This is a genomic window from Sulfuricella denitrificans skB26, assembly GCF_000297055.2.
GTDB classification, from domain to species: domain Bacteria; phylum Pseudomonadota; class Gammaproteobacteria; order Burkholderiales; family Sulfuricellaceae; genus Sulfuricella; species Sulfuricella denitrificans.
Genome location: NC_022357.1, coordinates 63,082 through 86,576 on the forward strand (window position 1 = coordinate 63,082; position 23,495 = coordinate 86,576).

At 57.2% G+C, this 23,495-nt stretch carries 23 protein-coding genes, 1 pseudogene and 1 riboswitch; of the genes and pseudogenes, 15 read left to right on the forward strand and 9 right to left on the reverse strand.

Translation table 11 applies throughout. The annotated features are described in order from the left end of the window. Positions 1-27: 27 nt before the first annotated feature. The gene (locus SCD_RS00265) at positions 28-930 is read right to left on the reverse strand and encodes a phosphoribulokinase (protein ID WP_009207154.1); all 903 of its coding nucleotides are present in this window, start codon (positions 928-930) and stop codon (positions 28-30) included. Between the two features lie 258 nt (positions 931-1,188). Between SCD_RS00265 and leuS the strand changes: the two genes are divergently transcribed. The 12 genes from leuS to SCD_RS00325 all read left to right on the forward strand — a co-directional run bounded on the left by leuS (position 1,189) and on the right by SCD_RS00325 (position 14,788). Next, positions 1,189-3,672: a leucine--tRNA ligase gene (gene leuS, locus SCD_RS00270; protein WP_009207153.1), complete on the forward strand. Its 2,484-nt coding sequence runs from the start codon at positions 1,189-1,191 to the stop codon at positions 3,670-3,672. Positions 3,673-3,685: 13 nt separating this feature from the next. Then, positions 3,686-4,189, forward strand: coding sequence for an LPS-assembly lipoprotein LptE (locus tag SCD_RS00275; protein WP_009207152.1), 504 nt, complete (start codon positions 3,686-3,688; stop codon positions 4,187-4,189). Further along, positions 4,176-5,183, forward strand: coding sequence for a DNA polymerase III subunit delta (gene holA, locus SCD_RS00280; protein WP_009207151.1), 1,008 nt, complete (start codon positions 4,176-4,178; stop codon positions 5,181-5,183). The genes SCD_RS00275 and holA overlap by 14 nt, the downstream gene beginning before the upstream one ends. 19 nt (positions 5,184-5,202) lie before the next feature. Then, on the forward strand, positions 5,203-6,459 hold the full coding sequence (locus SCD_RS00285) for a glutamate-5-semialdehyde dehydrogenase (RefSeq protein ID WP_041673258.1): 1,257 nt from the start codon (positions 5,203-5,205) through the stop codon (positions 6,457-6,459). Between the two features lie 28 nt (positions 6,460-6,487). Continuing rightward, positions 6,488-6,766 (forward strand): hypothetical protein, encoded by a 279-nt coding sequence (locus tag SCD_RS00290; protein ID WP_009207149.1) that lies wholly within the window; start codon positions 6,488-6,490, stop codon positions 6,764-6,766. Between the two features lie 104 nt (positions 6,767-6,870). Next, entirely contained in the window at positions 6,871-7,542 is a 672-nt protein-coding gene (gene nadD, locus SCD_RS00295; protein WP_009207148.1) for a nicotinate-nucleotide adenylyltransferase, read from the forward strand. After that, on the forward strand, positions 7,532-7,900 hold the full coding sequence (rsfS, locus tag SCD_RS00300; RefSeq protein ID WP_009207147.1) for a ribosome silencing factor: 369 nt from the start codon (positions 7,532-7,534) through the stop codon (positions 7,898-7,900). The genes nadD and rsfS overlap by 11 nt, the downstream gene beginning before the upstream one ends. Continuing rightward, complete coding sequence (gene rlmH / locus SCD_RS00305; protein WP_041673259.1) at positions 7,897-8,367, forward strand: 23S rRNA (pseudouridine(1915)-N(3))-methyltransferase RlmH; 471 nt, start codon at positions 7,897-7,899, stop codon at positions 8,365-8,367. Before rsfS ends, rlmH begins: the two co-directional genes overlap by 4 nt. A 4-nt stretch (positions 8,368-8,371) precedes the next feature. Continuing rightward, positions 8,372-8,989, forward strand: coding sequence for a Maf family protein (locus SCD_RS00310; RefSeq protein ID WP_009207145.1), 618 nt, complete (start codon positions 8,372-8,374; stop codon positions 8,987-8,989). A gap of 190 nt (positions 8,990-9,179) precedes the next feature. Further along, on the forward strand, positions 9,180-10,631 hold the full coding sequence (rng, locus tag SCD_RS00315; protein ID WP_009207144.1) for a ribonuclease G: 1,452 nt from the start codon (positions 9,180-9,182) through the stop codon (positions 10,629-10,631). Between the two features lie 151 nt (positions 10,632-10,782). Next, a riboswitch (cyclic di-GMP riboswitch) is annotated at positions 10,783-10,869 on the forward strand. A gap of 116 nt (positions 10,870-10,985) precedes the next feature. Next, entirely contained in the window at positions 10,986-13,349 is a 2,364-nt protein-coding gene (locus tag SCD_RS00320) for a DUF1631 domain-containing protein (protein WP_009207143.1), read from the forward strand. Between the two features lie 95 nt (positions 13,350-13,444). After that, complete coding sequence (locus tag SCD_RS00325) at positions 13,445-14,788, forward strand: EAL and HDOD domain-containing protein (RefSeq protein ID WP_041673260.1); 1,344 nt, start codon at positions 13,445-13,447, stop codon at positions 14,786-14,788. Between the two features lie 90 nt (positions 14,789-14,878). Here SCD_RS00325 and SCD_RS00330 read toward each other — a convergent pair whose 3' ends face one another. The 7 genes and pseudogenes from SCD_RS00330 to SCD_RS00360 form a co-directional block, all read right to left on the reverse strand. Beyond that, positions 14,879-15,292 (reverse strand): type II toxin-antitoxin system VapC family toxin, encoded by a 414-nt coding sequence (locus SCD_RS00330; protein WP_009207141.1) that lies wholly within the window; start codon positions 15,290-15,292, stop codon positions 14,879-14,881. Next, positions 15,289-15,537 carry a type II toxin-antitoxin system Phd/YefM family antitoxin gene (locus SCD_RS00335; RefSeq protein WP_009207140.1) on the reverse strand — a complete coding sequence of 83 codons (249 nt, stop codon included), beginning with the start codon at positions 15,535-15,537 and terminating at the stop codon, positions 15,289-15,291. Before SCD_RS00335 ends, SCD_RS00330 begins: the two co-directional genes overlap by 4 nt. 43 nt (positions 15,538-15,580) lie before the next feature. After that, positions 15,581-16,600 (reverse strand): hypothetical protein, encoded by a 1,020-nt coding sequence (locus SCD_RS00340; protein ID WP_009207139.1) that lies wholly within the window; start codon positions 16,598-16,600, stop codon positions 15,581-15,583. After that, positions 16,597-16,896, reverse strand: a complete 300-nt coding sequence (locus SCD_RS00345; protein ID WP_009207138.1) for a DUF167 domain-containing protein — start codon at positions 16,894-16,896, stop codon at positions 16,597-16,599. The genes SCD_RS00340 and SCD_RS00345 overlap by 4 nt, the downstream gene beginning before the upstream one ends. Positions 16,897-16,899: 3 nt before the next feature. Further along, complete coding sequence (locus tag SCD_RS00350; RefSeq protein WP_009207137.1) at positions 16,900-17,475, reverse strand: YggT family protein; 576 nt, start codon at positions 17,473-17,475, stop codon at positions 16,900-16,902. Between the two features lie 2 nt (positions 17,476-17,477). After that, positions 17,478-18,307: pseudogene (proC, locus tag SCD_RS00355) on the reverse strand (pyrroline-5-carboxylate reductase). A 113-nt stretch (positions 18,308-18,420) separates the two neighbouring features. Further along, on the reverse strand, positions 18,421-19,110 hold the full coding sequence (locus SCD_RS00360) for a YggS family pyridoxal phosphate-dependent enzyme (RefSeq protein WP_041673261.1): 690 nt from the start codon (positions 19,108-19,110) through the stop codon (positions 18,421-18,423). A 36-nt stretch (positions 19,111-19,146) separates the two neighbouring features. Between SCD_RS00360 and SCD_RS00365 the strand changes: the two genes are divergently transcribed. Genes SCD_RS00365 through SCD_RS00375 form a run of 3 tightly spaced genes read left to right on the forward strand, consistent with a single transcriptional unit; the run spans position 19,147 to position 23,057 of the window. Further along, positions 19,147-20,190 carry a type IV pilus twitching motility protein PilT gene (locus SCD_RS00365; protein WP_009207133.1) on the forward strand — a complete coding sequence of 348 codons (1,044 nt, stop codon included), beginning with the start codon at positions 19,147-19,149 and terminating at the stop codon, positions 20,188-20,190. Between the two features lie 11 nt (positions 20,191-20,201). Then, positions 20,202-21,338 carry a PilT/PilU family type 4a pilus ATPase gene (locus tag SCD_RS00370; protein ID WP_009207132.1) on the forward strand — a complete coding sequence of 379 codons (1,137 nt, stop codon included), beginning with the start codon at positions 20,202-20,204 and terminating at the stop codon, positions 21,336-21,338. A gap of 54 nt (positions 21,339-21,392) precedes the next feature. After that, the gene (locus SCD_RS00375) at positions 21,393-23,057 is read left to right on the forward strand and encodes an AMP-dependent synthetase/ligase (protein WP_009207131.1); all 1,665 of its coding nucleotides are present in this window, start codon (positions 21,393-21,395) and stop codon (positions 23,055-23,057) included. Here SCD_RS00375 and hemJ read toward each other — a convergent pair. Further along, positions 23,044-23,457, reverse strand: a complete 414-nt coding sequence (gene hemJ / locus SCD_RS00380; protein ID WP_009207130.1) for a protoporphyrinogen oxidase HemJ — start codon at positions 23,455-23,457, stop codon at positions 23,044-23,046. The two genes, SCD_RS00375 and hemJ, sit on opposite strands and share 14 nt — an antisense overlap. Positions 23,458-23,495 lie beyond the last annotated feature (38 nt).

Below are 23,495 nucleotides of genomic sequence, written 5' to 3' on the forward strand. Positions count from 1 at the left end.
CGGCTTTTTTTGTTTCAGGTGCAGAGTTTATTTCTTGCTCTTTTTCTTGGCTTCCATCATATCGTGGATCATCGGGGCGAGAACCACTTCCATCGCGAAGCCCATTTTGCCGCCTGGCACTACCAGAGTGTTGCGGCGCGACATGAATGAGTCGTGGATCATGCTTTGCAGATAAGGAAAATCGATCCCCTTAGGGTCCTTGAACCGGATCACTACAAAGCTTTCGTCGGGCGTCGGAATGTCACGGGCGATGAAAGGGTTGGAGGTGTCCACGGTCGGCACGCGCTGGAAGTTGACGTCGGTGCGCGAGAACTGTGGAGTAATGTAGTTGATGTAGTCAGGCATGCGGCGCAGGATGGTTTCTACCGTGGCTTCGGCCGTGTAGCCGCGCTCCTTGGCGTCGCGATGGATTTTCTGGATCCATTCCAGGTTGACGATCGGTACCACGCCGACACCTAGATCCACATATTTGGATGCATCCGTTTTGCCGTTCGCTGCCAAGCCGTGCAGGCCTTCGTAGAACAGGATATCAGTGCCGCCGGGGATGTCTTCCCATGGTGTGAATTCGCCGGCACCCAGCTTGGTTTTCAGCTTCAGACGGGTATTGTGTGACTCGGCTTCATCGGCGTTGTGCAGGTAGTAGCGTTTCTTGCCGCTGCCGGTTTCGCCGTAGCTCTTGAATAAAGCTTCGATTTTGTCGAAGTGATTGGCTTCCGGACCGAAATGGCTGAAATGGTTATTGCCCTGGGCTTCGGCCTTGCTTACCGCTTCCTTGAATTGAGCACGGTTCAGCGAGTGGAAGCTGTCGCCTTCCACTACGGCCGCCAAGATGTTTTCCCGGAGGAAAATGTGTTCGAATGCAACCTTGACGGTGGTTGTGCCGGCACCGGACGAACCGGTAACCGCAATTACTGGGTGCTTCTTGGACATCTGGCTTTCCTCCCGCTGCTTAAGTCATTAATTACGAATGGGTCGAGTATAATCTGGCGCTGCCGCTTTTGTCACTATGCGGGGCATTCGATTCTTGAATGGAGGGATAAAAGATGCCTTGTCGACGCACCTTACCTCAACTCTCCCGCAAGCGGGAACGGGTGCACTGGTAAAGGGCGCTTGTTTTGATATGGCGTAAACCGAGCCTGCCGTTCGCGGGTATAATTGCATATCGTTAAAGAGGAATATCAACCGCTCATGCAAGCGCAATACTTACCCACTGAGATCGAGCGTCAGACCCAGGTTTTCTGGGATCAAAGCAATGCCTTCAAGGCCGTGGAAATCTCCGACAAGCCAAAATACTACTGCCTGTCGATGTTCCCCTATCCTTCCGGCAAGTTGCACATGGGGCACGTGCGCAACTACACCATCGGCGACGTGCTGGCGCGCTACCACCGTTTCCAGGGATTCAACGTGCTACAGCCGATGGGCTGGGACGCCTTCGGCCTACCTGCTGAAAATGCGGCGATCCAGAACAAGGTGGCGCCAGCGGCGTGGACCTACTCCAACATCGACTACATGCGCGGACAGCTCAAAAGCCTCGGTCTGGCCATAGACTGGAGCCGTGAACTGGCTACCTGCAAGCCTGACTATTACAAGTGGGAACAGTGGCTGTTCACAAAATTGTTCGAAAAAGGCCTGATCTACAAAAAGCTCGCCACGGTGAACTGGGACCCGGTGGACATGACCGTGCTTGCCAACGAGCAGGTGATCGACGGTTGCGGCTGGCGTTCAGGCGCGCCGGTGGAAAAGCGCGAGATCCCGATGTATTTCATGAAGATCACCGCCTACGCCGAAGAGCTACTCGCCGACCTGGACAAGTTGACCGGCTGGCCGGAGCAGGTCAGAACCATGCAGAAGAACTGGATCGGCAAGAGCTTCGGTGCCGAAGTTCATTTCCCCTATGCGGAAAATGCGGGTTCTTCTCACCCCTCACTCCTCACCCCTCACCCGGTTTTAAAGGTTTACACCACCCGCCCCGACACCCTGATGGGCGCGACCTATGTGGCGGTGGCCGCCGAGCACCCGCTCGCCGCCGAAGCCGCTCAGGGCAATTCGGAGCTTGCCGCTTTCATTGAGGAATGCAAGCACGGCAGCGTAGCGGAAGCCGACATGGCGACGATGGAAAAGAAGGGCCTGCCCACGGGTCGCTTCGTGACGCACCCGCTCAATGGCGAGAAACTGCCGGTGTGGGTGGCCAACTATGTGCTGATGGGTTATGGCGAGGGCGCGGTGATGGCCGTTCCGGCCCATGACGAGCGCGACTTCGCTTTTGCCGCCAAATATGGTTTGCCGGTCAGGGCCGTGATCCGTACATCGGCTGGTGATGTCGCCCCTGCGCCGTGGCAGGATGCCTATGCCGAGCATGGCGTCTGCGTTAACTCCGGCAAGTACGATGGACTGGATTTCAGTCAGGCTTCCGATGCTATCGCCGCCGACCTCGAAGCCAGGAGCCTGGGCGCCAAGCGCACCCAGTTCCGCCTGCGCGACTGGGGTATCTCGCGCCAGCGCTACTGGGGCTGCCCGATCCCGATTATTCATTGCGCGAGCTGCGGCGACGTGCCGGTGCCGGAAAAAGACCTGCCGGTGGTGTTGCCGGAGGACGTGAAGATCGACATCGGTTCGCCGATCAAGAAAATGCCGTCCTTCTACGAAACTACCTGTCCCAAGTGCGGCGGCCCCGCCGAGCGCGAGACCGACACCATGGACACTTTCGTCGAGTCGTCCTGGTATTACGCCCGCTATACTTGCCCGGACAACGACCAGGCCATGCTCGACGAGCGCGCCAACTACTGGCTGCCGGTCGACCAGTACATCGGCGGCATCGAGCACGCCATTCTGCATCTGTTGTATGCGCGCTTCTTCAACAAGCTGATGCGTGACGTCGGGCTGGTGAATTGCGACGAACCCTTCACCCAGCTGCTGACTCAGGGTATGGTACTCAAGGACGGCACCAAAATGTCCAAGTCCAAGGGCAATACGGTTGACCCCCAGGCGCTGATCGACCAGTACGGCGCCGATACTGCGCGCCTGTTCATGATGTTCGCAGCACCACCGGAGCAAAGCCTGGAGTGGTCCGATGCCGGGGTGGAAGGCGCGTTCCGCTTTCTGAAAAGACTCTGGAAGGCGGTACACGATCATATCGAAAAGGGCGTGGTAGAGGGGTTCAAGGGCGGCGATCTTTCCGCCGAACTCAAGGCGCTGCGCTTCCAGTTGCATGGCACCATACAGAAAGTCAGCGACGACTACGGTCGTCGCCAGCAGTTCAATACCGCCATTGCCGCCGTGATGGAGCTGATGAATGCGCTGGCCAAATCCGGCGATGACAGCCCTGCCGGGCGCGCTGTGATGCAGGAGGCTCTGGAGGCGGCGGTGCAATTGCTTGCACCGATCGTGCCGCATGTCTGCCAGGCGCTGTGGGCCGAACTCAAGGACGGCGCCAATCTGCTCGATGCCCCTTGGCCGCAAGTTGATGCGGTGGCGCTGGTGCAGGATGAAATCGAACTGGTGCTGCAGGTCAACGGCAAGCTCAGGGGCAGCATCGCCGTTGCCAAGGACGCATCGAAAGAAGCGATAGAGCAACTGGCTTTGGCTAACCCCAATGTGCAGAAGTTCATGGAAGGCAAGCCGGCGAAGAAGATCGTCGTGGTGCCGGGCAGGCTGGTTAACGTGGTTATTTAGACAAAGGAAACCGATGCGGAATGTGCTGACCGGATTCATCCTGACCCTGCTGCTAGCCGCTTGCGGCTTTCAGTTGCGCGGCGTGGCGACTCTGCCGTTCGAGTCCCTGTATGTGGATGGCAGCGGCAATCCTGCGCTGGCGGCGGAGATCGGCCGGGCGATCAGCTCCGGGACGCAGACCAAGCTAACCGACAAGGCTGAAGACGCGCAGGCGGTGTTGCAGGTCCAGGGGGCCACAATTGAAAAGCGAATTCTAGCGCTGAGTGGTGCCGGGCGGGTAAGGGAATACGAATTGATTTATCGCGTGGGCTTTCGCTTGACGGACAAGGAGGGGCGTAACTTGATCACTCCCCAGCCAATCGAAATGAGGCGCGCCATGCTCTGGGACGATGCGCTGGTTCTGGCGAAGCAGGGAGAAGAGGCGCTGCTCTATGCCGATATGCAAAAAGATGTAATTGGCCAACTGATGCGGCGTCTAGCGAAGGCCAAGCCGCAATTTGCGGATGTCACGCCTTAACGCGGATCAGCTGGGGGCGCATTTGCAGCGCAGCCTCGCGCCGCTGTACCTGATCTACGGCGATGAGCCGTTGCTGGCGCTGGAGGCTGCCGATGCGATCCGCGCCAAAGCCCGACAGGAGGGCTATGTCGAGCGCGAGGTGTTTACGGTTGAGCCCGGCTTCAGCTGGCAAAATCTGCTGACGAGCGGCAACAGTCTGTCGCTATTCGCGACCAGGCGTATCATTGAAATTCGCATCCCCACCGGCAAGCCGGGCACGGAGGGTGGTCAGGCGCTGCAGGATTATTGCGCGCGGTTGCCGGATGACACTATCACCGTGGTAACTTGCCCCAAGCTTGATAAGCAGGCGCAGGCGACGAAATGGTTCAAGGCGCTGGAGCAGGCCGGCACGGCGATACCGGTTTATCCGGTGGAGCGGGCGCGACTGCCGCAATGGATCGGGTTGCGGCTGGCGGCACAGAAACAGCGTGCCGACACGACGACCTTGCAGTTTCTGGCAGACCGCGTCGAGGGCAACCTTTTGGCGGCATACCAGGAAATCCAGAAGCTCGGGTTGTTGTTCCCCGAAGGCCCGCTGTTGTTTGACCCGGTTCGCGAAGCGGTGCTGGATGTCTCGCGCTATGATGTGTTTAACCTCTCCGATGCTATGCTGGCAGGAGATGTCGTCCGTCTGGTGCGGATTCTGGAAGGGCTGAAGGGCGAGGGTGTGGCGCCAACGCTGGCGCTGTGGGCGCTGACCCAGGAAATCCGCACCTTGGCAAAATTAAAGCAGGGTCAGCGCAAGGGCGCCGCCCTGCCACAGCTGTTCCGCGAGGCGCGGGTATGGGAATCCCGTCAAGGTTTGGTGCAGCGCGCACTGGGTCGGCTGAGCGAAACTCGGCTGGTGGCGGGGTTGAAGCAGGCCGCGGCGCTGGACCGAATGATCAAGGGTCTGGCACGCGGCGACGTGTGGGACGAGCTAATGCAATTGGGGCTGGGGATAGCCCGGACTTGAATCGGAAAAGGGTGTGAACATGGACATCAAAGCTTACATGCAAACTGTCGGTCAGCAGGCGCGCGCGGCTTCCCGCCTGATGGCGAAGGCCGACACCAATGCCAAGAACAAGGCGCTGACGTCGATGGCTGCGGCGATCCAGCGCGATGCCGCCAAGCTGATTGAGGCGAATGCCAAGGACCTGGCCGAAGCTCGCGAGGCCGGCCTGGAAGAAGCGTTGCTCGACCGCCTGGCCCTGACCGAAAAAGGCGTTGCCGGCATGGCGGAGGGGCTGTTGCAGATTGCCGCCTTGCCCGATCCGGTGGGGGAAATCACTGGCCTCAACTACCGTCCTTCCGGTATCCAGGTGGGCAAGATGCGCGTTCCACTGGGCGTGATCGGGATCATCTACGAGGCCCGCCCCAACGTCACGGCGGATGCCGCCGGGCTGTGCCTGAAATCCGGTAATGCGGCGATCCTGCGCGGCGGTTCGGAAGCAATTCACTCCAACCAGGCGATCGCCGCCTGTGTGCGCGAAGGGCTGGCAGCTGCCGGTTTGCCGCCGACGGCGGTGCAGGTGATAGAAACTACCGATCGCGCCGCAGTGGGCGAGTTGATCACCATGAAGGAATTCGTCGACGTGATCGTGCCGCGCGGCGGCAAGGGGTTGATTGAGCGCCTGATCGCCGAGGCGCGCATCCCGGTGATCAAGCACCTGCATGGCGTTTGCCATGTCTATATCGACGACAAGGCGGATTTGGACAAGGCGATCCGGATCGCCGACAACGCCAAGACCAGCCGCTACGGCACCTGCAACACGATGGAAACCCTGCTGGTGGCGGAAGGTGTGGCAGTGACGGTGCTGCCACCGCTGTGCAAGATCTATCTGGACAAGGGCGTGGAGCTGCGCGGCTGTCCGGCTTCGCGCGCGATCATTCCGCAGATGAAGGAAGCCACCGAGGAAGACTGGCACACTGAATACCTCGCTCCTATCCTTTCGGTGCGGGTGGTGAAGGACATCGATGAGGCGATCGAGCACATCAACACCTACAGCTCGCAGCACACCGAGTCTATCGTTACCGAGGACTACAGCCGGGCGCGCCGTTTCCTGCGCGAAGTGGATTCCAGCTCGGTGATGGTAAACGCCTCGACCCGTTTCGCTGACGGTTTCGAATACGGGCTGGGAGCGGAAATCGGCATCTCCACCGACAAGATACATGCACGCGGCCCGGTCGGGCTGGAAGGCTTGACCAGCCAGAAATTCATCGTTCTGGGTGATGGCCACGTTCGTGGCTAGTTAACAGATTTTTACTAAGGAGGGCGGTATGACGATCAACATTCCAGAAACTCCAGCCGGATATGACCAAACCCGGATTATCGAACGACCGGATGGTTTTTACTGGCAGGACAAGGAAACCGACAAAGTGTTCGGGCCATTCCCGACGCTACTGGATGCGGTGCAGGACATGGAATATAGCGCCGACTCCGATTACGAGCCCGGCGAATCGCTGGCGGAAGTGGAGGCGGAAATCGGTATTGCGGACTGGAATGACCCCGACACCGGCCTGCCAGCTGAGGAAACTCATCACCTTGAAGATCACTGATAGGTGAGGGGTGAGAAAGTGAGGGGTGAGGCAGACAGTCAAAAACGGTGCTGCGGAGGGGGGTTGTCTTTCCGCCTCTCTCCTCACCCCTTACGCCTCACCAGATGACATTCCCTATCGGCATACTTGGCGGCACGTTCGACCCCCTGCATTTTGGCCATCTGCGGCTGGCGCAGGAGCTGGCGGAAGGACTGGCTCTGAGCGAGGTTCGCTTCATTCCGGCGGGGCTGCCTCCACATCGCGCCCAGCCCTTTGCCTCGCCGCAACAACGGCTGGAAATGGCGCGTCTGGGCATTGCAGGCAACCCGTTATTCTCGCTCGACGAGCGGGAAGTCTTCAAGCCAACCCCATGCTTTACGGTGGAAACCCTGTTGGAGTTGCGCCGGGAGCTGGGCGCGATGCAGTCGCTGTGCCTGTTCATGGGCGCGGACGCTTTCCTCGGCCTGGCTGCCTGGCATCGCTGGCGCGAACTGTTCGATCTGGCCCATATCGTGGTGGCACAACGTCCGGGTGTGGACGGCATAACCCGGGCCGCCGCAACCCTGCCTGCCGAGTTGCTGAATGAACTCAACCGGCGCCTGACCCATGAGCCGGAAGCCTTGCGTGATGAGCTCTCTGGCGCAATTCTGGTTCATCCGGTCACGGCGCTCGATATTTCCGCCACACAAATTCGCAGCGAGCTCACCGCCGGCCACAGTCCGCGTTATTTGCTCCCCGACGCGGTTCTCGATTATATTCAGACAAACGGACTTTATAAGGACATTAATGGAACCTGAAGCGATGAAACAAGCGGTAATTTCCGCGCTGGAGGACATCAAGGCGCGCGATATCGCGGTAATGGATGTACGCAAGCTCACCAGCATGACCGATTTCATGATCGTAGCCAGCGCCGATTCCAACCGTCAGACCCGGGCCCTGGCCGATAACGTTCAGAAAAAGCTCAAGGAAGCCGGTGCGCATGTGCAGGGCGTGGAGGGATTGGAAACCGGCGAGTGGGTATTGGTCGACCTCGGGTCGGTGATCGTTCACATCATGCAGCCCACGATACGGGAATATTACAATCTCGAGCAATTGTGGGGTGGGCCGCCGATGAGCAAGAAACCGAAATTGGCGGAACCCACAGCTCATCCGTGAAACTGTTGATTATGGCGGTTGGCCACAAGATGCCCGCCTGGGTGAATGAAGGTTTCGGGGAGTACACCAAGCGCATGCCGCGCGAGTCCCGTATCGAACTGGCCGAGATCAAACCGGAAAAGCGGGCTGGGGGAAAAACCCGGGAACAGGTTCACGAGGCAGAACGGAGCCGCATCGAGGCCGCCCTGCCTGCCGATTGCGTGCGAGTCGTGCTGGATGAGCATGGCAAGGACTGGAGCACCCTGGAGCTTGCCGATGAGTTGAAAGACTGGATGCGTGGCGGGCGCGATGTGGCTTTCGTCATCGGAGGTGCGGATGGCTTGCATCCGGAGGTGAAGCGCCAAGCCAGCCGGCTCTGGTCCCTGTCCCGCTTGACGCTGCCCCATGGTCTGGTACGGGTAGTTCTGGCAGAACAGCTGTATCGCGCCGTGACCGTAATCCAGAATCACCCCTATCATCGGGAGTAATGGTTTGATTTTAGACAAAAAAATTTACTTGGCATCGCGTTCGCCACGCCGGCGAGAGTTGCTCGCGCAAATCGGCGTCGGTTTCGAATTGTTGCTGCTTCGGGATGACCCGTCGCGTGGCAACGATTTGGACGAGAGCCCCTTGCCCGGCGAGAACCCGCATGATTACGTGCTGCGGGTCAGCCACGCCAAGGCCGAGGCCGGTTGGCAGCGCGTGCAGCAGCGCAGGCTGCCGCATTTTCCCGTGCTGGCGGCAGATACTGCGGTGGTGTTGAACGACAGGATCATGGGCAAACCCGCGAACCGGGACGAGGCCATGGAGATGTTGCTGGCGTTGTCGGGAAAAAGACATGAAGTACTCACTGCCGTGGCGGTGGCGAATGCAGGGAGAATCGAGCAAAAACTGTCAGCCACTATCGTACAATTCGGCAAACTGACCGATCATGCCGTTCGTCGTTATGCCATGACCGGTGAATCGCTCGACAAGGCTGGGGCTTACGCGATTCAGGGACATGCGGCGGCGTTCATCGAGAAAATCGAGGGCAGTTACTCCGGCGTGATGGGGCTGCCGCTATACGAAACGACAGAGCTGCTGGCAGGGTTCGGCATTGAAGTTTTGTAAATCTGAAAGCAGTACAAATGGCGGAGGTCGCGGAGGAAACAGGGTAAGCAGAGATGAGCGGTTTTATCGCCCAACTCGAAAAAGCGATAAACTTAAGCCGAATGTCCCTGCTGGTGAGCGTGCAATGGCGTGCCCTTTTCTGAATTCCTTCGCACCCTCTGCGGTTCCATGAGTTTTTCCAAGAAAAAATATGAGTGAAGAAATTTTAATCAATGTCACCCCGCAGGAAACCCGGGTGGCAGTCATGCAACAGGGTGTGGTGCAGGAAATCCATATCGAGCGCATGAGCAGTCGCGGTCTTGTCGGCAACATCTACGTTGGCCGGGTGTGCCGAGTACTGCCGGGGATGCAGTCCGCATTCGTCGAAATCGGTCTGGATCGCGCCGCTTTTCTGCATGTGGCGGACATCTGGCAGGAGCGCCAGGATGTGGAAACCCGGCTGATTGAGAGGATATTGCACGAGGGACAGACCCTGCTAGTGCAAGTGATCAAGGATCCCATCAGCACCAAGGGCGCACGCCTTTCCACCCAGATCAGCATCGCCGGACGCTTCCTGGTGTTTTTGCCGCAGGAGACGCACATCGGCATCTCCCAGCGCATCGAGGACGAAGCCGAGCGTGAACTGCTGCGCGAAAAGTTGCAGCATCTATTGCAACCCGACGCAGGCGGTGGTTTCATCATCCGCACTATGGCGGAAGCGGCCTCCGGCAGCGAGCTTGAGGCCGATGTCGAGTACCTGCGCAAGCAGTGGCGCGATATCAACGACAAAGCCAAGAGCGCCAAGCCGACCACTATGCTCTACCATGACCTGAATCTTTCTCTGCGGGTGCTACGCGATTTCGTCAATGAAGAAACCATCCGAATTCGGGTGGATTCGCGTGAGACCTTCCAGAAAATGCAGGGTTTCGCCCTCGAGTACACCAGTAACGTCGTCGGCCTGCTCGAACATTATGCCGGTGAGCGACCGCTGTTCGATCTGCATGGCGTGGAAAACGAGATCGAGAAAGCGCTGGCGCGGCGCGTCGACCTGAAGTCGGGCGGCTACCTGATTATCGACCAGACCGAGGCATTGACCACGGTGGACGTGAACACCGGCGGCTTCGTCGGCGGACGTAATTTCGACGACACAATTTTCAAAACCAACCTCGAAGCGGCGCAGGCGATCGCCCGGCAGTTGCGGCTAAGAAACCTCGGCGGCATCATCATCGTGGATTTTATCGATATGGACAACGAGGAGCACAAGACCGCCGTCCTTGCCGAGTTCAAGAAGACGTTGGCGAAAGACCGTACGCGCATGACAGTAAACGGTTTCTCAGCGCTTGGCCTGGTGGAGATGACGCGCAAACGCACCCGCGAGAGCCTGGCCCACATCCTGTGCGAGCCCTGCTCCACCTGTCAGGGGCGAGGTGTTCTGAAGACGGCGCAGACAGTGTGCTACGACATTCTGCGCGAGCTAGTGCGTGAGGCGCGCCAGTTCAGTTCGCGCGAGTTTCGCATACTCGCTTCCCAGCAGGTGATCGACTTGTTTCTCGACGAGGAATCACAAAGCCTGGCGCAGTTGGGAGATTTTATCGGCAAGCCGATTTATCTTCAGGTGGAAAGTCAGTACAGCCAAGAGCAGTACGATATTGTGTTGATGTAGGGGAACCCCCCCACTTCCATCTTGCCAGATGAATATCTAATATGAACTGACACACCTCAATCTGTGCTGCCAAAATTAAAGTTTGTTAATTCTGTTGAAATTCCCTCGATTATTTATTGCAAAACGCTGTTCTGTCTGATATTTTTATAGTAACCAAAAAAGGTAAACCCATCGAAAGGTGGGGGCGCAAAGTTTCCGGTCTAAGGGGCGAAAGCTCTACGATAGCGGGATTGCTGGGTGAGCCAGACTGGCGCTTTCTGTCAGCCAGTCGTCGTTCCTTTTCGCCTGCATTCTCTATTCCCTGGACCTGTTTTTCGGCACAACCGTTGCGCTCCGCTAACCAGGAGAACCATTATGAGCACTAGCTCGTACAAAAATGTCGTGGATATGAGCAAGTTCGATAAGCTGCGTGCCGTATCCGGAGCCTCCGGCGTGCCTCTGCTCAATGATTGCCGAGACATGGCCGCCGCACAGCTGGCGCAATTTGCTGCTGCCATGCTGGACAAGGCTGTGAACGAGTTGTTCGAGCAGGCCGAAAAATCCCTCGGCGGTGAAATGCGCAATCTCTACATGGACGGGATGGCGCTCGCGCGCGACGAAAAAGAAGCCATTACAACCGGGTTCAAACGACAATTTATCCAGGGTTTCAACAAGCACATCAGGAAAGGAAAATACGCGCAGCCCTCCAGCGCATCATCATTCAACCTCGCCGAGATGGAGCTTAGCCTGATCGACCTGGATGCTCTGGAAGAATCCCTGGCCTTGGCCAATATTACAAATAACATTCATGGTACCTGTGCCGAGGAACTGTTCGGTATCGAAAAACGTCTGGGCACGCTGTTGCATGTGCATGAGCTGGATTCCGCCGACAACCCGATTGGCCCGGAGGCAATCGGTTCCAGCTTCATGGAAGCGCTCAAGGAGCTGGACAGCAGCGTGAAGGTCAAGCTGCTGCTGGTCATGATGTTCAACAAGTACATGCCGGATCAGATCAAAAATATGTACCAGGACATCAACCAGCATTTGGTGGAAAAGGGCGTGCTGCCCAAAATTCGGGTTGGCATGAAGAAGCACGGTGGTTCTGCTGCCCGCCAGCCTGAATTCCACGCCGCTGGTGCAACGGGTTCCGAGCCAACGGCGAATGGACCGGATTTATTTGCAACCTTGCAACAGCTCGTCTCACTTGGCAATTCGGGTATGGCGGGAATGGGCGTGCCACAACAAGCCGGTCAGCCTGGAGCCATCGGAGGCACAATGCCTTCGGACGGCGCTGCTGTACAAAGCGCAGGAGTAATGAGTACGCTGACCAAGTTGCAACAGGGTCAGTTTGAAGGGGTATTGGGTGAAGGTGTCATGCTCAATCCTGCACTGCTGGCTAATGGCCGTACGAATGTTCTACGTGAAATAAAATCAAGCGGTATGGCCAGCGTCATGGGGCACGTCGATGCTATGACGCTGGATATTGTCGCCATGCTGTTCGACTATATTCTGGATGACCGTAATATTCCGGATGCCATGAAGGCGTTAATCGGCAGGCTGCAAATACCAGTTCTTAAAGTGGCCATGCTGGATAAAACGTTTTTCTCAAAAAAAGCGCATCCAGCCCGCAAGTTCCTAGATACGCTGGCAGATGCTGCGATTGGCTGGGATGAGGAAGAAGGTCATCAGGGAGGCTTGTACAAGAAGGTGGATCATCTGGTACAGCGCATCCTGAACGAGTTTGAAGATAAGGTCGGTGTATTCGCCGATATGCAGGAAGAACTGGAAAGCTATCTTGCAGCGGAGAAAGAGCGTGCTGACGAACTGACTGGGCGCAGTGCTCAGGTAGTGCAGACCCGTGAGCAGGAAGAGATCGCCAGGATTATGGCGCACGACGAAGTGAAACGTCGCATCGAATCGCGCAAACTGCCACAGATTATTCGTGAATTCCTGTCCCACCAGTGGGCGTCCATGCTCAGCTTAACCTATCAGAAATCTGGCGAAGACAGCCAGGCATGGAACGAAGCGCTGGAAACAATGGATCAACTGATATGGAGCGTGGTCGCCAAGGAAGTGCCGGATGACCGCAAAAAGCTGGTTGGCCTGCTGCCTAATTTGCTGAAACGCTTACAGCAGGGTATGGCCGCTATTGACGTGACGGGTGACGAACGCGACCAATTCTTCGCCAAGCTCATCCGCTGTCATGCGGATGCGGTGAAATCTGGCTTGCGCGCTGAAGATGAAGAAGCATGGCAAGACACGGACATAGAGAATCTTGCGGAAGAGACAGAGGTTGTGGCCGAAGCGCCGACGGATTTTGAAGAAATCACCCCGTCGCCTGAAGCCCCTGCGCCGGATTTGGCGCTTATTCAGCAGATTTCTGAGGAACCTGTTCCTGCAGACTTTGATCTGGAGGAAGTGCCAATCAGCGATGTACCGTGGCAGGCTAATGAACTTCAAAATGATGACTCTGGTGCGTTAGTGGCAAAACTCAAGCGCGGTACATGGATTGAGTTCGTCCAGGCGGATGGCACCACCTCGCGCAGCAAGCTGGCGTGGGTGAGTCCGCTCAAGGGTCTGTACCTGTTTACCAACCGTCTTGGCTCCAGAGCGCTTTCGATTACGCCTTCCCGCCTCACGGAGAAATTCCGCAGCGGGCAGGCACAAATCATCAACGATGAAGCATTGATCGACCGTGCAGTCAGCGACATGATGGGACGTCTCCAGCAAGTGGCCTGATTTGGCCGTGGAAAACCTTTCCCACGAACATTTACAAAGTATGCGGGTTATTGCATGCTAGTGTCCTGTTGCTGGATGTTATGCGAAGAGCCTATATGCTAGAGAAATACCTCAGACTGATCACCGGTGGTCGCGATAGATCGTTCACCCCTCCCCCCGGTGGAATCGAAACCTTGCTGGATAACCCGGAACACGAGACCCGCGCAGGTGCAAAAGCCACGTTACAGCGCTTTCTCGGTCGCCAGCCGATCCTGGATGATGCATCCCGGATTGTTGGATACGAGCTGAAGATAAGAAGCGGTGTGTTGTCCCCGGAAGAGTTAACTGAAGGCGCACGACAACAGGCGCAGAATGAAATGCTGGTGATCGGCGTCATCGACCTCGCTTTCCAGAAGGCGTTGGGCGCCAAGCTGACCTTCATCAGTCTGTCTCCCTCCATGCTGGACAACCCCCTGCTGAATGAGCTGCCGGCAAAAAATATCGTCGTCGCTATTTGCCCTGAAAAAACCGATATTCAAGAACTGGTTGAGCGATGCCGCGAACTCACTGCCCGTGGCATCCAGATTGCACTGGAAGATTTCGAATACCGCCCGGAACTGAATCCGCTGCTAGAACTTTGCCGTTACGTCAGGATTAACACACGTCAATACGATGCGCTGCAATTGAGTGAGCAGGCTGTCGCACTGCTTAAAATGCATGGGCCCACCCTGATTGCCACTCAAGTAGAAACGGAAGAAGCATTCGAGGCTTACCGTAAGCTTTCTTTTAACCTGTTTCAGGGTTACTACTTTACCTGCCTGCAGCCCGCTGCGCCGCACCGCATGGACAGTAATCGCATTCGCGTAATGGAACTGCTCAACCTGGTCATCAACCGTGCCGATATTCACGCGCTGGAAGAAAAGGTCAAACTGGATGCGGCCTTGACCTACCGTTTGCTGAATTACATTAATTCACCGGCAAACGGCATGCAGAAACAAATCCAGTCGATTGGGCATGCCATCACGCTCATCGGCTACGATCAGTTGTACCGTTGGCTCACCCTGCTGATGTTTTCCAGCGGGAAAGCGGATGAACGCAGCCGCTCACTACTCAAAAACGCACTGGTGCGCGGGCGTTTCTGCGAGTCGCTCGGCAAAACCAGGCTGCGGCCAGCCGAACTCGGCGGCTTGTTTATCGTCGGCATTTTTTCGTTGCTGGATGCCCTGCTCAATATACCCATGGGGGATGCGCTCGCCCGCCTGAACCTGCCGAAACCGGTTGTCGACGCCTTGATCCGGCGCGAGGGTCTGTATGCGCCATATCTGCAACTGGCCATTGCCTGCGAAAATTTCGATCAGGACACCATCTCTCGCTATTCCACCGATTGCGGCCTTGATGCAGATGCGGTTAACGTGGCGCATGTGAATGCATTGATCTGGTCTGAGCAGATCGAAGTGTAGAAGCAATTGTAGCAACCCAATAACTGCCGCCGTTTTTTTCGGGAAAATCGGGTGGTTGTATAAAGATTGGCCCTCATGGCCTCAGACAAACTAATCCTTCCACGGATTTACCACCACCAAACCCGGGACCTCAAAATCCTTATCGTTGCATGTGACTATCCGCAAGTCGTGATGCAGGGCGGTGGCCGTCAGCAGGCTATCGGCAGAGGGAAGGGGGCGAGTGGTTTCGGACTGCAGGCGGCCCCACCGGTCGGCGATGGCGGCGTTTACAGGTAATAGATGATCGCCGAACCAGGCAGGCAAGTCGTTTTCCAGCCACAGACGCAGTTTTTCCCGGCGGTTTGCATCCGGCATCTTCTCCACTCTTTTACGCAATTCCCCCAAGGTCAGGACGCTCAAGTACAGGGCAGAATCCGGTATGGTATTAAACCATTCCACCACTCGTGGATCGGGCTTGGCTCGGGCGAGTTCGAAAATGACGTTGGTGTCGATGAGGTAGCTCATCGTCCAACCTCGCGGGTGAGGGCGGTGTCCGGCTCCCATTCGAGTTCAACGCCGTGCAGGGGGGAGTCGCGCAGAAAGGCGGTGAAGGAAGGCTTGGGTCGGGTTAGCATCTCATAATCGGCATGAGAAAGGATCATCGCCGCCGGGCGCCCCCGCAGGGAGATGTCCTGCGGCCCTTCGTTAATCGCTTTCTGAATTACCTCGCTCAAGCGGGCTTTCGCTTCTTGCAGTTGCCATGCCTGCATGGCAGGTCTCCTATACTAACTAGTCAGACTAGTCAGTATAGATCTATTGGGCCGGTTTCTCAAATGGGAATGTTTGCGTGAGCGCCATTATTCGCTCGACCGCTGCTTCCTGTTGGTGCAGCCGAGAGAGTGCGATTTCCGTTTCTTCCTTCCGTGCCTCCAGGGTAGTGATCTGGTCACGGATCATGCTGACGTCTTCTTCGCATTTCTCCAGGGCGACTTTTTTTACCTGGATTTGCTCCTGAATCGGGATGGACAGCTCTCTTAGCCACCAGTCGGTTTCTGTTTTTAACTGCGTGAACAGATCGCGCAGTGGCACCACCACTTCCATGCCGAATTTCTTTGCCAGGCTGGCTTTGTCTGTCATCAGGTTGATCGGGCGGCGGCAGAATTCAGCAGTTTTTTCACCGAGTTGCTCTAAGTCCTGACGGTAATTTTCCAGGCTGGAAAGTTGGGGAGGGCCAAGTGTAAAACCGGGCAGTTGATTGAATCGGGTGTATACGGCTTCGACCACACTCATGATTTGACGATTTTGGCGCTCGAAACCTTCAAACAAGGTAGAAGCCTCCCTTATAAGTGAATGCATTGCCTGGGTAAGTGCACTTGTGGTGGGACTTTTAAGCATTTCATTCAGATTTTTTGCTACCAGTCGTTCGACCTGTATGCTGTCGAGGTGGGTGAGAAGTATGCCACCTTGCCTCGCAATGAGTTTGCGCGCGATGTCGAAGCTATTCCATGCCTCCTGGCTCAGGTACTGGTCTGCCCGCAGACTTTGCTCCAGTTGATCTGCGACCTCACGGTTTTTGCTGATCAGGCTGGTCAATGTGTTTTGTTCGTGATGCAGTTCGGCATACCGGCGCTGCACGCCTGCGTGGACGGTTTCCGTAATCAGGCTCATTTGAGCAAAATTAGTGGCATCAGGCAGAGTGGTTTTCAGGATATCCAGCAGTTCATGGGCGCGCCGCAGCAACTGCGGGTCGAGCAGCTCGGGCGTATCCGGCAAGGACAGGCAGGCTTCCAGCGCGCTAGCCAGCTCAATGTATGGCAGCAAGGTGTCAGTCATGGGGTGTTCAACCCAGGCAACAATAATTCCGGCGCAAGAGACGAACCCAGGATTTCCACTACCTTGCGGCGCGCATGTTCGCCGTGCTTCAGGCTAATCCGGCTGGCCGGAACCTTGAATGCCTTGCGCAAAAAATCCAGCAGCCTGGTGTTGGCCTGCCCTTCCACGGCAGCGGCAGCGACCCTGATTTTTAACGCATCGCCGTGTAACCCGATCACTTCGGTACGCTTGGCTCCGGGTTGCACGTGCACGGTGAGAGTGAGGCGGTCTTCCCTGAGCTGATACCAGTCAGCCATATATCAGGCAAGTTGCATGGCGAGGCTTTCCAGCCAAGCTACAGGCACCATCAGTAGAAGTTCGCAGATGATGAACAGCAGTAGTGGAGAAAGATCGACATTGGCAAAAAGCGGGACTACCTTGCGTAGCGGCAGGAGGAACGGATCGGTCAGCCGACTTAGAACCGGTGCCAGGGGCGTGTGCGGGTTGGTCCAGGACAGAATTGCCTGGATGAAGACCGCGCCAAGCAAAATATAGATGCTTATTTTCAGCAGCTTGATCACTGCCAGGAAGGCGATGGCTAGAAAAACGGAAGGTCCGGCCTTAAGCAGGAACAGGCCACCCAGCCAGAACACAACGAGCAGAATGACGTATTCCACCAGCCACGCCAGCACCAGGGAAGCCAGATCCAGCCCGAACAGGCCGGGAATGAACCGACGCAGCGGTTTCACGGCAAAATCGGTGAGCGCCGCAATGAACTGCGAGACCGGATTGCGGAATGGTGCGCGGGCCCATTGCAGGTAGAAGCGCAGCAGCGTAGCCAGCACAAACAGGCCTAGCAGGGTCTCGATCAGGAACTGGAAGGCTTGGTTTAGCATGGTCAAATTGTCCCTCTGGAACCCATTTTACCCAATTCTTCCCCCAACTCGCGAGAGCGCAGGCTGGCAGCCTGCGCGGCTTGGCCGATGATCTGCCTGATGCCGGCATTCTCCATCACAAGAATGGCGCGCTCGGTGGTGCCGCCCTTGGAAGTGACGCGGGCTCGCAGGGTGGCGGCATCCTCGGTACTTTGACTGGCAAGCTTGGCGGCACCGAGGAAGGTTTCCAGGCTGAGGGTGCGCGCTTGATCCGGGGTGAAGCCCAGTTCTGCAGCGGCTTCCTGCAATGCTTCGATGAAAAGGAAGACATAGGCTGGTCCGCTGCCGGAAATGGCGGTGACGGCGTCAATTTGCGCTTCCTTCTCTAGCCACAGTGTCGTACCCACTGCACCAAGTATGATTTCGGCCTGGCGACGTTGGTCTCTGGCACGCCGGGCATAGCGTAGAGGCCGGTCACCCCCGCCAGCACCATCGCCGGCGTATTCGGCATGGCGCGAACGATTACAGTATGGTCGCCCAGCCATAGAGAGAGATCGGCGCTACGCACCCCCGCGGCGATGGAAATGACCAGCTTGCCGTCGAGCAGGCCGTGCAGTTGCGTAGCAACACTGCACAGTTGCTGCGGCTTCACTGCCAGCACAATGACGTCGGAGGCAACGGATGCTGCGCTGATTTCCTCGTGGGTGGCGATGCCAAATTTTTCACTCAGTTGGGCGCGGCTTTCCGCGGAGATTTCAACCACGCTGATGGCTGCAGGATCGAAGCCCTTTTGCAGCAGGCCGGTAATGAGTGCTCCGGCCATGTTGCCGCCGCCGATAAAAGTGATGTTCATGATTAATCCTAAAAACAGCAATCGCTAACCGCAGAGGCGCTGAGACGCCGAGAAAAACAATGCGGGTAGAAACCATGCCGTTCTCCGCGTCTCAGCGCCTCTGCGGTGAATGTTTAAAGCTTTTCCCGTTCCCCGAAGATTGCCGACCCCACCCGCACGATCGTTGCACCCTCGGCTATTGCCGCTTCCAGATCGTCCGACATGCCCATCGACAAGGTGTCGAGTTGAAAGCCTTGAGCATTGAGCTGCTCAAGTAGCTGGCGCAGGCGGGCGAAAGCAAGGCGCTGATCCACCGGGTTGTCGGATGGCTCGGGAATCGCCATCAGTCCGCGCAATTTCAGGCGCGGCAAGGCCTGTACATAGCGTGCCAGGGACAACAAATCTTCCGGCGTAACGCCGCTTTTGCTGGATTCTCCGCTGACGTTGACCTGCAGGCACACCTGCAGGTCGGGCAGATTGGATGGCCGGCCTGCAGACAGCCGGTCGGCAATCCTGGCCCGATCCAGGCTGTGTACCCAGGCAAAATTTTCGGCAATCGGGCGTGTTTTGTTGCTCTGGATCGGGCCGATAAAATGCCATTTCAGCGGCAAATCGCTGAGCGCTTCAACTTTATCCATGGCCTCCTGAACGTAGCTTTCGCCGAAGGCGCGCTGTCCGGCCGTGTAGGCTAGGCGCACCGCGGAGGCGGGAAAGGTTTTGCTGACCGCCAGCAGCTGGATGCCCGCAACGGGCCGCCCAGCCTCTGTGGCAGCCTGTGAAATGCGCAGCCGCACTGCTTGCAATGCGTTTGATAGTGTTGTCATAATGGGGGGACGCGTTTGTGCATAAGGGAAATTATAATGGAAATCTCGGATTTGCTTGCCTTTTCGGTAAAAAACAAGGCCTCCGACCTGCACCTGTCATCCGGCTTGCCGCCAATGATCCGGGTGCATGGCGACGTACGCCGCATCAACGTGCCGGTGCTGGAGCACAAGGATGTTCACGGCATGGTGTACGACATCATGAACGATGGTCAGCGCAAATTCTACGAGGAAAATCTGGAGGTCGACTTCTCTTTCGAGATTCCCAATCTGGCGCGCTTTCGCGTCAACGCTTTTGTCCAGAACCGCGGCGCTGCTGCGGTGTTTCGTACCATTCCATCGAAAGTGCTGAGCCTGGAAGAGCTGAAATGTCCGGGGATTTTCAAGGAAATTTCCGAGCAGCCGCGCGGTATCGTGCTGGTGACCGGACCGACCGGATCGGGTAAATCCACCACCTTGGCAGCGATGGTCAATCACATCAACGAAAAGGATTTCGGCCATATCCTGACAGTGGAAGATCCGATTGAGTTCGTGCATGAGAGCAAAAAGTGCCTGATCAACCAGCGCGAGGTCGGGCCGCATACGCTGTCCTTCAACAACGCCCTGCGCTCAGCCTTGCGTGAGGATCCGGACGTGATTCTGGTGGGCGAGTTGCGTGATCTGGAAACCATCCGCCTGGCGCTGACTGCAGCGGAAACCGGCCATTTGGTGTTCGGTACCCTGCACACCAGTTCCGCCGCCAAGACCATCGACCGGATCGTGGACGTGTTTCCGGCCGCGGAAAAGGATATGGTGCGTTCGATGCTGTCGGAATCCCTGCGTGCGGTCATTTCGCAAACCCTGCTCAAGACCAAGGACGGTACCGGTCGGGTAGCGGCGCACGAGATCATGATCGGCACGCCCGCGATCCGCAACCTGATTCGTGAGGCCAAGATCGCTCAGATGTACTCGGCGATTCAGACCGGCGGAAATATCGGCATGCAGACGCTGGACCAGAATCTTACCGAACTGGTCAAACGCAACGTCGTGTCCTCGGCTGAAGCTCGTACCAAGGCCTCAAACAAAGACACCTTTCCAGGTTAAGGAAACGCACTATGGAACGCGATCAAGCAGTCAAATTCATGCACGACCTGTTGCGGTTGATGCTGTCGAAGAAGGCCTCGGATCTGTTTATCACCGCCGATTTCCCGCCTGCCATCAAGGTGGATGGCAAGATGACGCCGGTTTCCAATCAGAGGCTGACGCCGCAGCATACCAAGGAACTTGCGCGTTCAATCATGAACGACAAGCAGTCATCCGAGTTCGAGGCGAGCAAGGAGTGCAACTTCGCCATCAGTCCGGCGGATATCGGACGTTTCCGCGTCAGCGCCTTTATCCAGCAGGGGCGGATCGGCATGGTGCTGCGCACCATCACCACCGAGATCCCCAATTTCGAAGATCTGGGGTTGCCTGGCGTGCTCAAGGACGTGTCGATGACCAAGCGCGGCCTGGTGGTTTTTGTCGGCGGCACCGGTTCGGGGAAATCCACCTCCCTGGCTGCAATGATCGGCTACCGCAACCAGAACAGCTACGGCCACATCATCACCATCGAGGATCCGGTCGAATACGTGCATCCGCACCTCAACTGTATCCTGACCCAGCGCGAGGTCGGCGTGGATACCGATTCCTGGCATGCGGCGCTGAAAAACACCCTGCGCCAGGCGCCGGATGTGATCCTGATTGGTGAGATCCGCGACCGCGAAACCATGGAATATGCCATCGCCTTCGCTGAAACCGGTCACTTGTGCATGTCTACTCTGCATGCCAACAGCGCTAACCAGGCGCTCGACCGGATCATTAACTTCTTTCCCGAGGAACGGCGCCAGCAACTGCTGATGGACCTGTCCCTGAATCTCAAGGCGTTCGTGTCGCAGCGCCTCATCCCCAAGGTTGGCGGCAAAGGACGGGTGGCGGCGGTCGAGATCATGCTCAACTCGCCGCTGATTGCCGATCTGATCTTCAAGGGCGAGGTCCACGAGATCAAGGAGCTCATGGCCAGGTCCAACGAACTCGGTATGATCACTTTCGATCAGGCGTTGTTCAAGCTCTATGAGGCCGATCTGATCAACTACGAGGATGCGCTCAGAAACGCTGATTCTGTCAACGATCTGCGTCTCAAGATCAAGCTCCACGGCAAAGCTACCAAGGATGCCGACCTGATGAGCGGACTCGAACATCTGGATATCGTTTAGCAGCATGTAGCCCGGATTGCACTCCCCATCCGGGCTACAGTTGAAGGCCCCCTCATGGTTAACCTCGCCGGCTTGCTTGAACAGCACTGCGCTAACCCGCAAGTCATCCTTTACCGCCAGTATGCAGACAACACCTGGCGCGACTTTTCTGCTCATGAGGTGATGGCCCTGGCGGCTCGCTGGCAACAGTCCTTCCGTGCCGCAGATTATGAACCGGGCGACCGTATTGCGCTGTGCCTGAAGAATAGTGTCAACTGGGTGGCAATCGATCAGGCTGCGCTGGGTCTGGGCTTGGTGGTGGTGCCGCTGTATGCGGACGATAATCCGGAAAACCTGGCCTGGTGCCTGGCAGACTCCGGCGCGCGTTTGCTGGTGCTGGAAAATACCCGTCTGCTCGATGCCCTGATTCGGGCGATGCCCACCCTTCCCACCATCATCTGTTTGCACGGAGACGTGCCCGCCCCCGCCATCCCGGCCTGCCGCTGGTTGCCTGAAAATGGGAGCGCGTTTAAGGTGCAGGACCTGGACGAAAACTTGCTTGCCACTCTCGTTTACACTTCCGGCACCACCGGGCGGCCCAAGGGCGTGATGCTGTCCCATCGCAACATACTTAGCAACGTGGCGGCGGCGCTGGAAGTGGTCAGCCTGCATCCTGGCGATCTGTTGATTTCGGTGTTGCCGCTTTCCCATATGTTCGAGCGCACCTGTGGCTATTATGTGCCGCTCAAGGCCGGGGTGCCGGTGGCCTATGCCCGTTCCATCAACCAACTGGCGGAGGACCTGGCTTTCCTCAAACCGACGGTGATGGTTGCCGTGCCACGGGTATTTCAGCGCTTTCTCGCTCGGATCGAGCAGGCATTAACCGCTTCTCCACTCAAACGCGCGCTGTTTTCTCTCACGGTAGCGCTGGGCTGGCGTAAATTCGAGCGCCGCTCCGGCAAAGTGGAGCAGGCGTTGTTCCAGCTGTTGCAACCCCTGGTTGCCGGCCCGGTACTGAACCGGCTCGGCGGGCGCATGCGCCTGGCGGTGGTAGGCGGCGCGCCGCTGGAGTTACGCGTGGCGCAATCATTCATTGGCCTGGGGCTAAACATGCTCCAGGGTTACGGCCTGACCGAAGCATCGCCCATAGTGGCTGGCAACCGCGAGTATGACAATGACCCGATTACGGTAGGCGCACCCTTGCCGGGCGTGGAGGTCAGAGTCAATGACGTGGGTGAACTGCTGGTGCGCGGGCCCTCAGTGATGCTGGGCTACTGGCATAATCCGGAAGCCTCTGCGGAAGTGCTGGATGCGGATGGCTGGCTGAATACCGGTGATCTGGTGGAAATCCCGGCCGACAAAATCATTATCAAGGGCCGCACCAAGGATATTCTGGTGCTGTCCAATGGCGAGAAAGTGTCGCCCCAGGATGCGGAAATGGCGATTCTCGACGACCCTTTGTTCGAGCAGGTGATGCTGGTTGGTGAAGGGCGCGCCTATCTGGTGCTGCTGGCCGTGACCCAGGAAAGCGATGAAAGAACTTTGATCAAACACGCCAATGCCCGGCTCAAATCATTTTCACGCTGGGTGCGGGTGCGTCGGGTAATTGCCTTGCCGGAGCCGTGGACGCTGGCGGAAGGCCTGTTGACACCCACCCTCAAGGTCAAGCGCAATGCGGTGCACGAAAAGTATCGCGAGCGGATCGAGAGTGTTTACCGCAAGGGAATCAAAACGGTTTGACGACGACCAGGATCACCACGGCTACCAGTATCAGCACCGGAAATTCGTTGAACCAGCGGTAGAAAACATGGCCGTGTTGATTGCGGTCATCTCGGAAGTTCCTGAGCAGTTTGCCGCAATACACGTGGTAAACCAGCAACACCGTCACCAGCGCCAGCTTGGCGTGCAGCCAGCCGCCGGAAAAACCGAAGCCGAGCCACAGCCACAGGCCGAGCGTAACCGCCAGCATCGCGCTGGGCGTCATGATGCCGCGGTAGAGCTTGCGCTCCATGACCTTGAAACGTGCGATGCTGACGGCGTCTTCACTCATGGCGTGATAGACGAACAGTCTCGGCAGGTAGAACAGCGCGGCGAACCAGGTCACTACGGCGATGATGTGAAATGCTTTGATCCAGAGCATGTCGGGTTCCAATGTTAAAATCCGGAGCAACTATAACT

Bases quoted from the DNA above. Each gene is read 5' to 3' on its own strand.
- SCD_RS00265 (WP_009207154.1), bottom strand. From the start codon at position 930: ATGTCCAAGAAGCACCCAGTAATTGCGGTTACCGGTTCGTCCGGTGCC.
- leuS (WP_009207153.1), top strand. From the start codon at position 1,189: ATGCAAGCGCAATACTTACCCACTGAGATCGAGCGTCAGACCCAGGTT.
- SCD_RS00275 (WP_009207152.1), top strand. From the start codon at position 3,686: ATGCGGAATGTGCTGACCGGATTCATCCTGACCCTGCTGCTAGCCGCT.
- holA (WP_009207151.1), top strand. From the start codon at position 4,176: ATGTCACGCCTTAACGCGGATCAGCTGGGGGCGCATTTGCAGCGCAGC.
- SCD_RS00285 (WP_041673258.1), top strand. From the start codon at position 5,203: ATGGACATCAAAGCTTACATGCAAACTGTCGGTCAGCAGGCGCGCGCG.
- SCD_RS00290 (WP_009207149.1), top strand. From the start codon at position 6,488: ATGACGATCAACATTCCAGAAACTCCAGCCGGATATGACCAAACCCGG.
- nadD (WP_009207148.1), top strand. From the start codon at position 6,871: ATGACATTCCCTATCGGCATACTTGGCGGCACGTTCGACCCCCTGCAT.
- rsfS (WP_009207147.1), top strand. From the start codon at position 7,532: ATGGAACCTGAAGCGATGAAACAAGCGGTAATTTCCGCGCTGGAGGAC.
- rng (WP_009207144.1), top strand. From the start codon at position 9,180: ATGAGTGAAGAAATTTTAATCAATGTCACCCCGCAGGAAACCCGGGTG.
- SCD_RS00320 (WP_009207143.1), top strand. From the start codon at position 10,986: ATGAGCACTAGCTCGTACAAAAATGTCGTGGATATGAGCAAGTTCGAT.
- SCD_RS00325 (WP_041673260.1), top strand. From the start codon at position 13,445: ATGCTAGAGAAATACCTCAGACTGATCACCGGTGGTCGCGATAGATCG.
- SCD_RS00330 (WP_009207141.1), bottom strand. From the start codon at position 15,292: ATGAGCTACCTCATCGACACCAACGTCATTTTCGAACTCGCCCGAGCC.
- SCD_RS00335 (WP_009207140.1), bottom strand. From the start codon at position 15,537: ATGCAGGCATGGCAACTGCAAGAAGCGAAAGCCCGCTTGAGCGAGGTA.
- SCD_RS00340 (WP_009207139.1), bottom strand. From the start codon at position 16,600: ATGACTGACACCTTGCTGCCATACATTGAGCTGGCTAGCGCGCTGGAA.
- SCD_RS00345 (WP_009207138.1), bottom strand. From the start codon at position 16,896: ATGGCTGACTGGTATCAGCTCAGGGAAGACCGCCTCACTCTCACCGTG.
- SCD_RS00350 (WP_009207137.1), bottom strand. From the start codon at position 17,475: ATGCTAAACCAAGCCTTCCAGTTCCTGATCGAGACCCTGCTAGGCCTG.
- SCD_RS00360 (WP_041673261.1), bottom strand. From the start codon at position 19,110: ATGACAACACTATCAAACGCATTGCAAGCAGTGCGGCTGCGCATTTCA.
- SCD_RS00365 (WP_009207133.1), top strand. From the start codon at position 19,147: ATGGAAATCTCGGATTTGCTTGCCTTTTCGGTAAAAAACAAGGCCTCC.
- SCD_RS00370 (WP_009207132.1), top strand. From the start codon at position 20,202: ATGGAACGCGATCAAGCAGTCAAATTCATGCACGACCTGTTGCGGTTG.
- SCD_RS00375 (WP_009207131.1), top strand. From the start codon at position 21,393: ATGGTTAACCTCGCCGGCTTGCTTGAACAGCACTGCGCTAACCCGCAA.
- hemJ (WP_009207130.1), bottom strand. From the start codon at position 23,457: ATGCTCTGGATCAAAGCATTTCACATCATCGCCGTAGTGACCTGGTTC.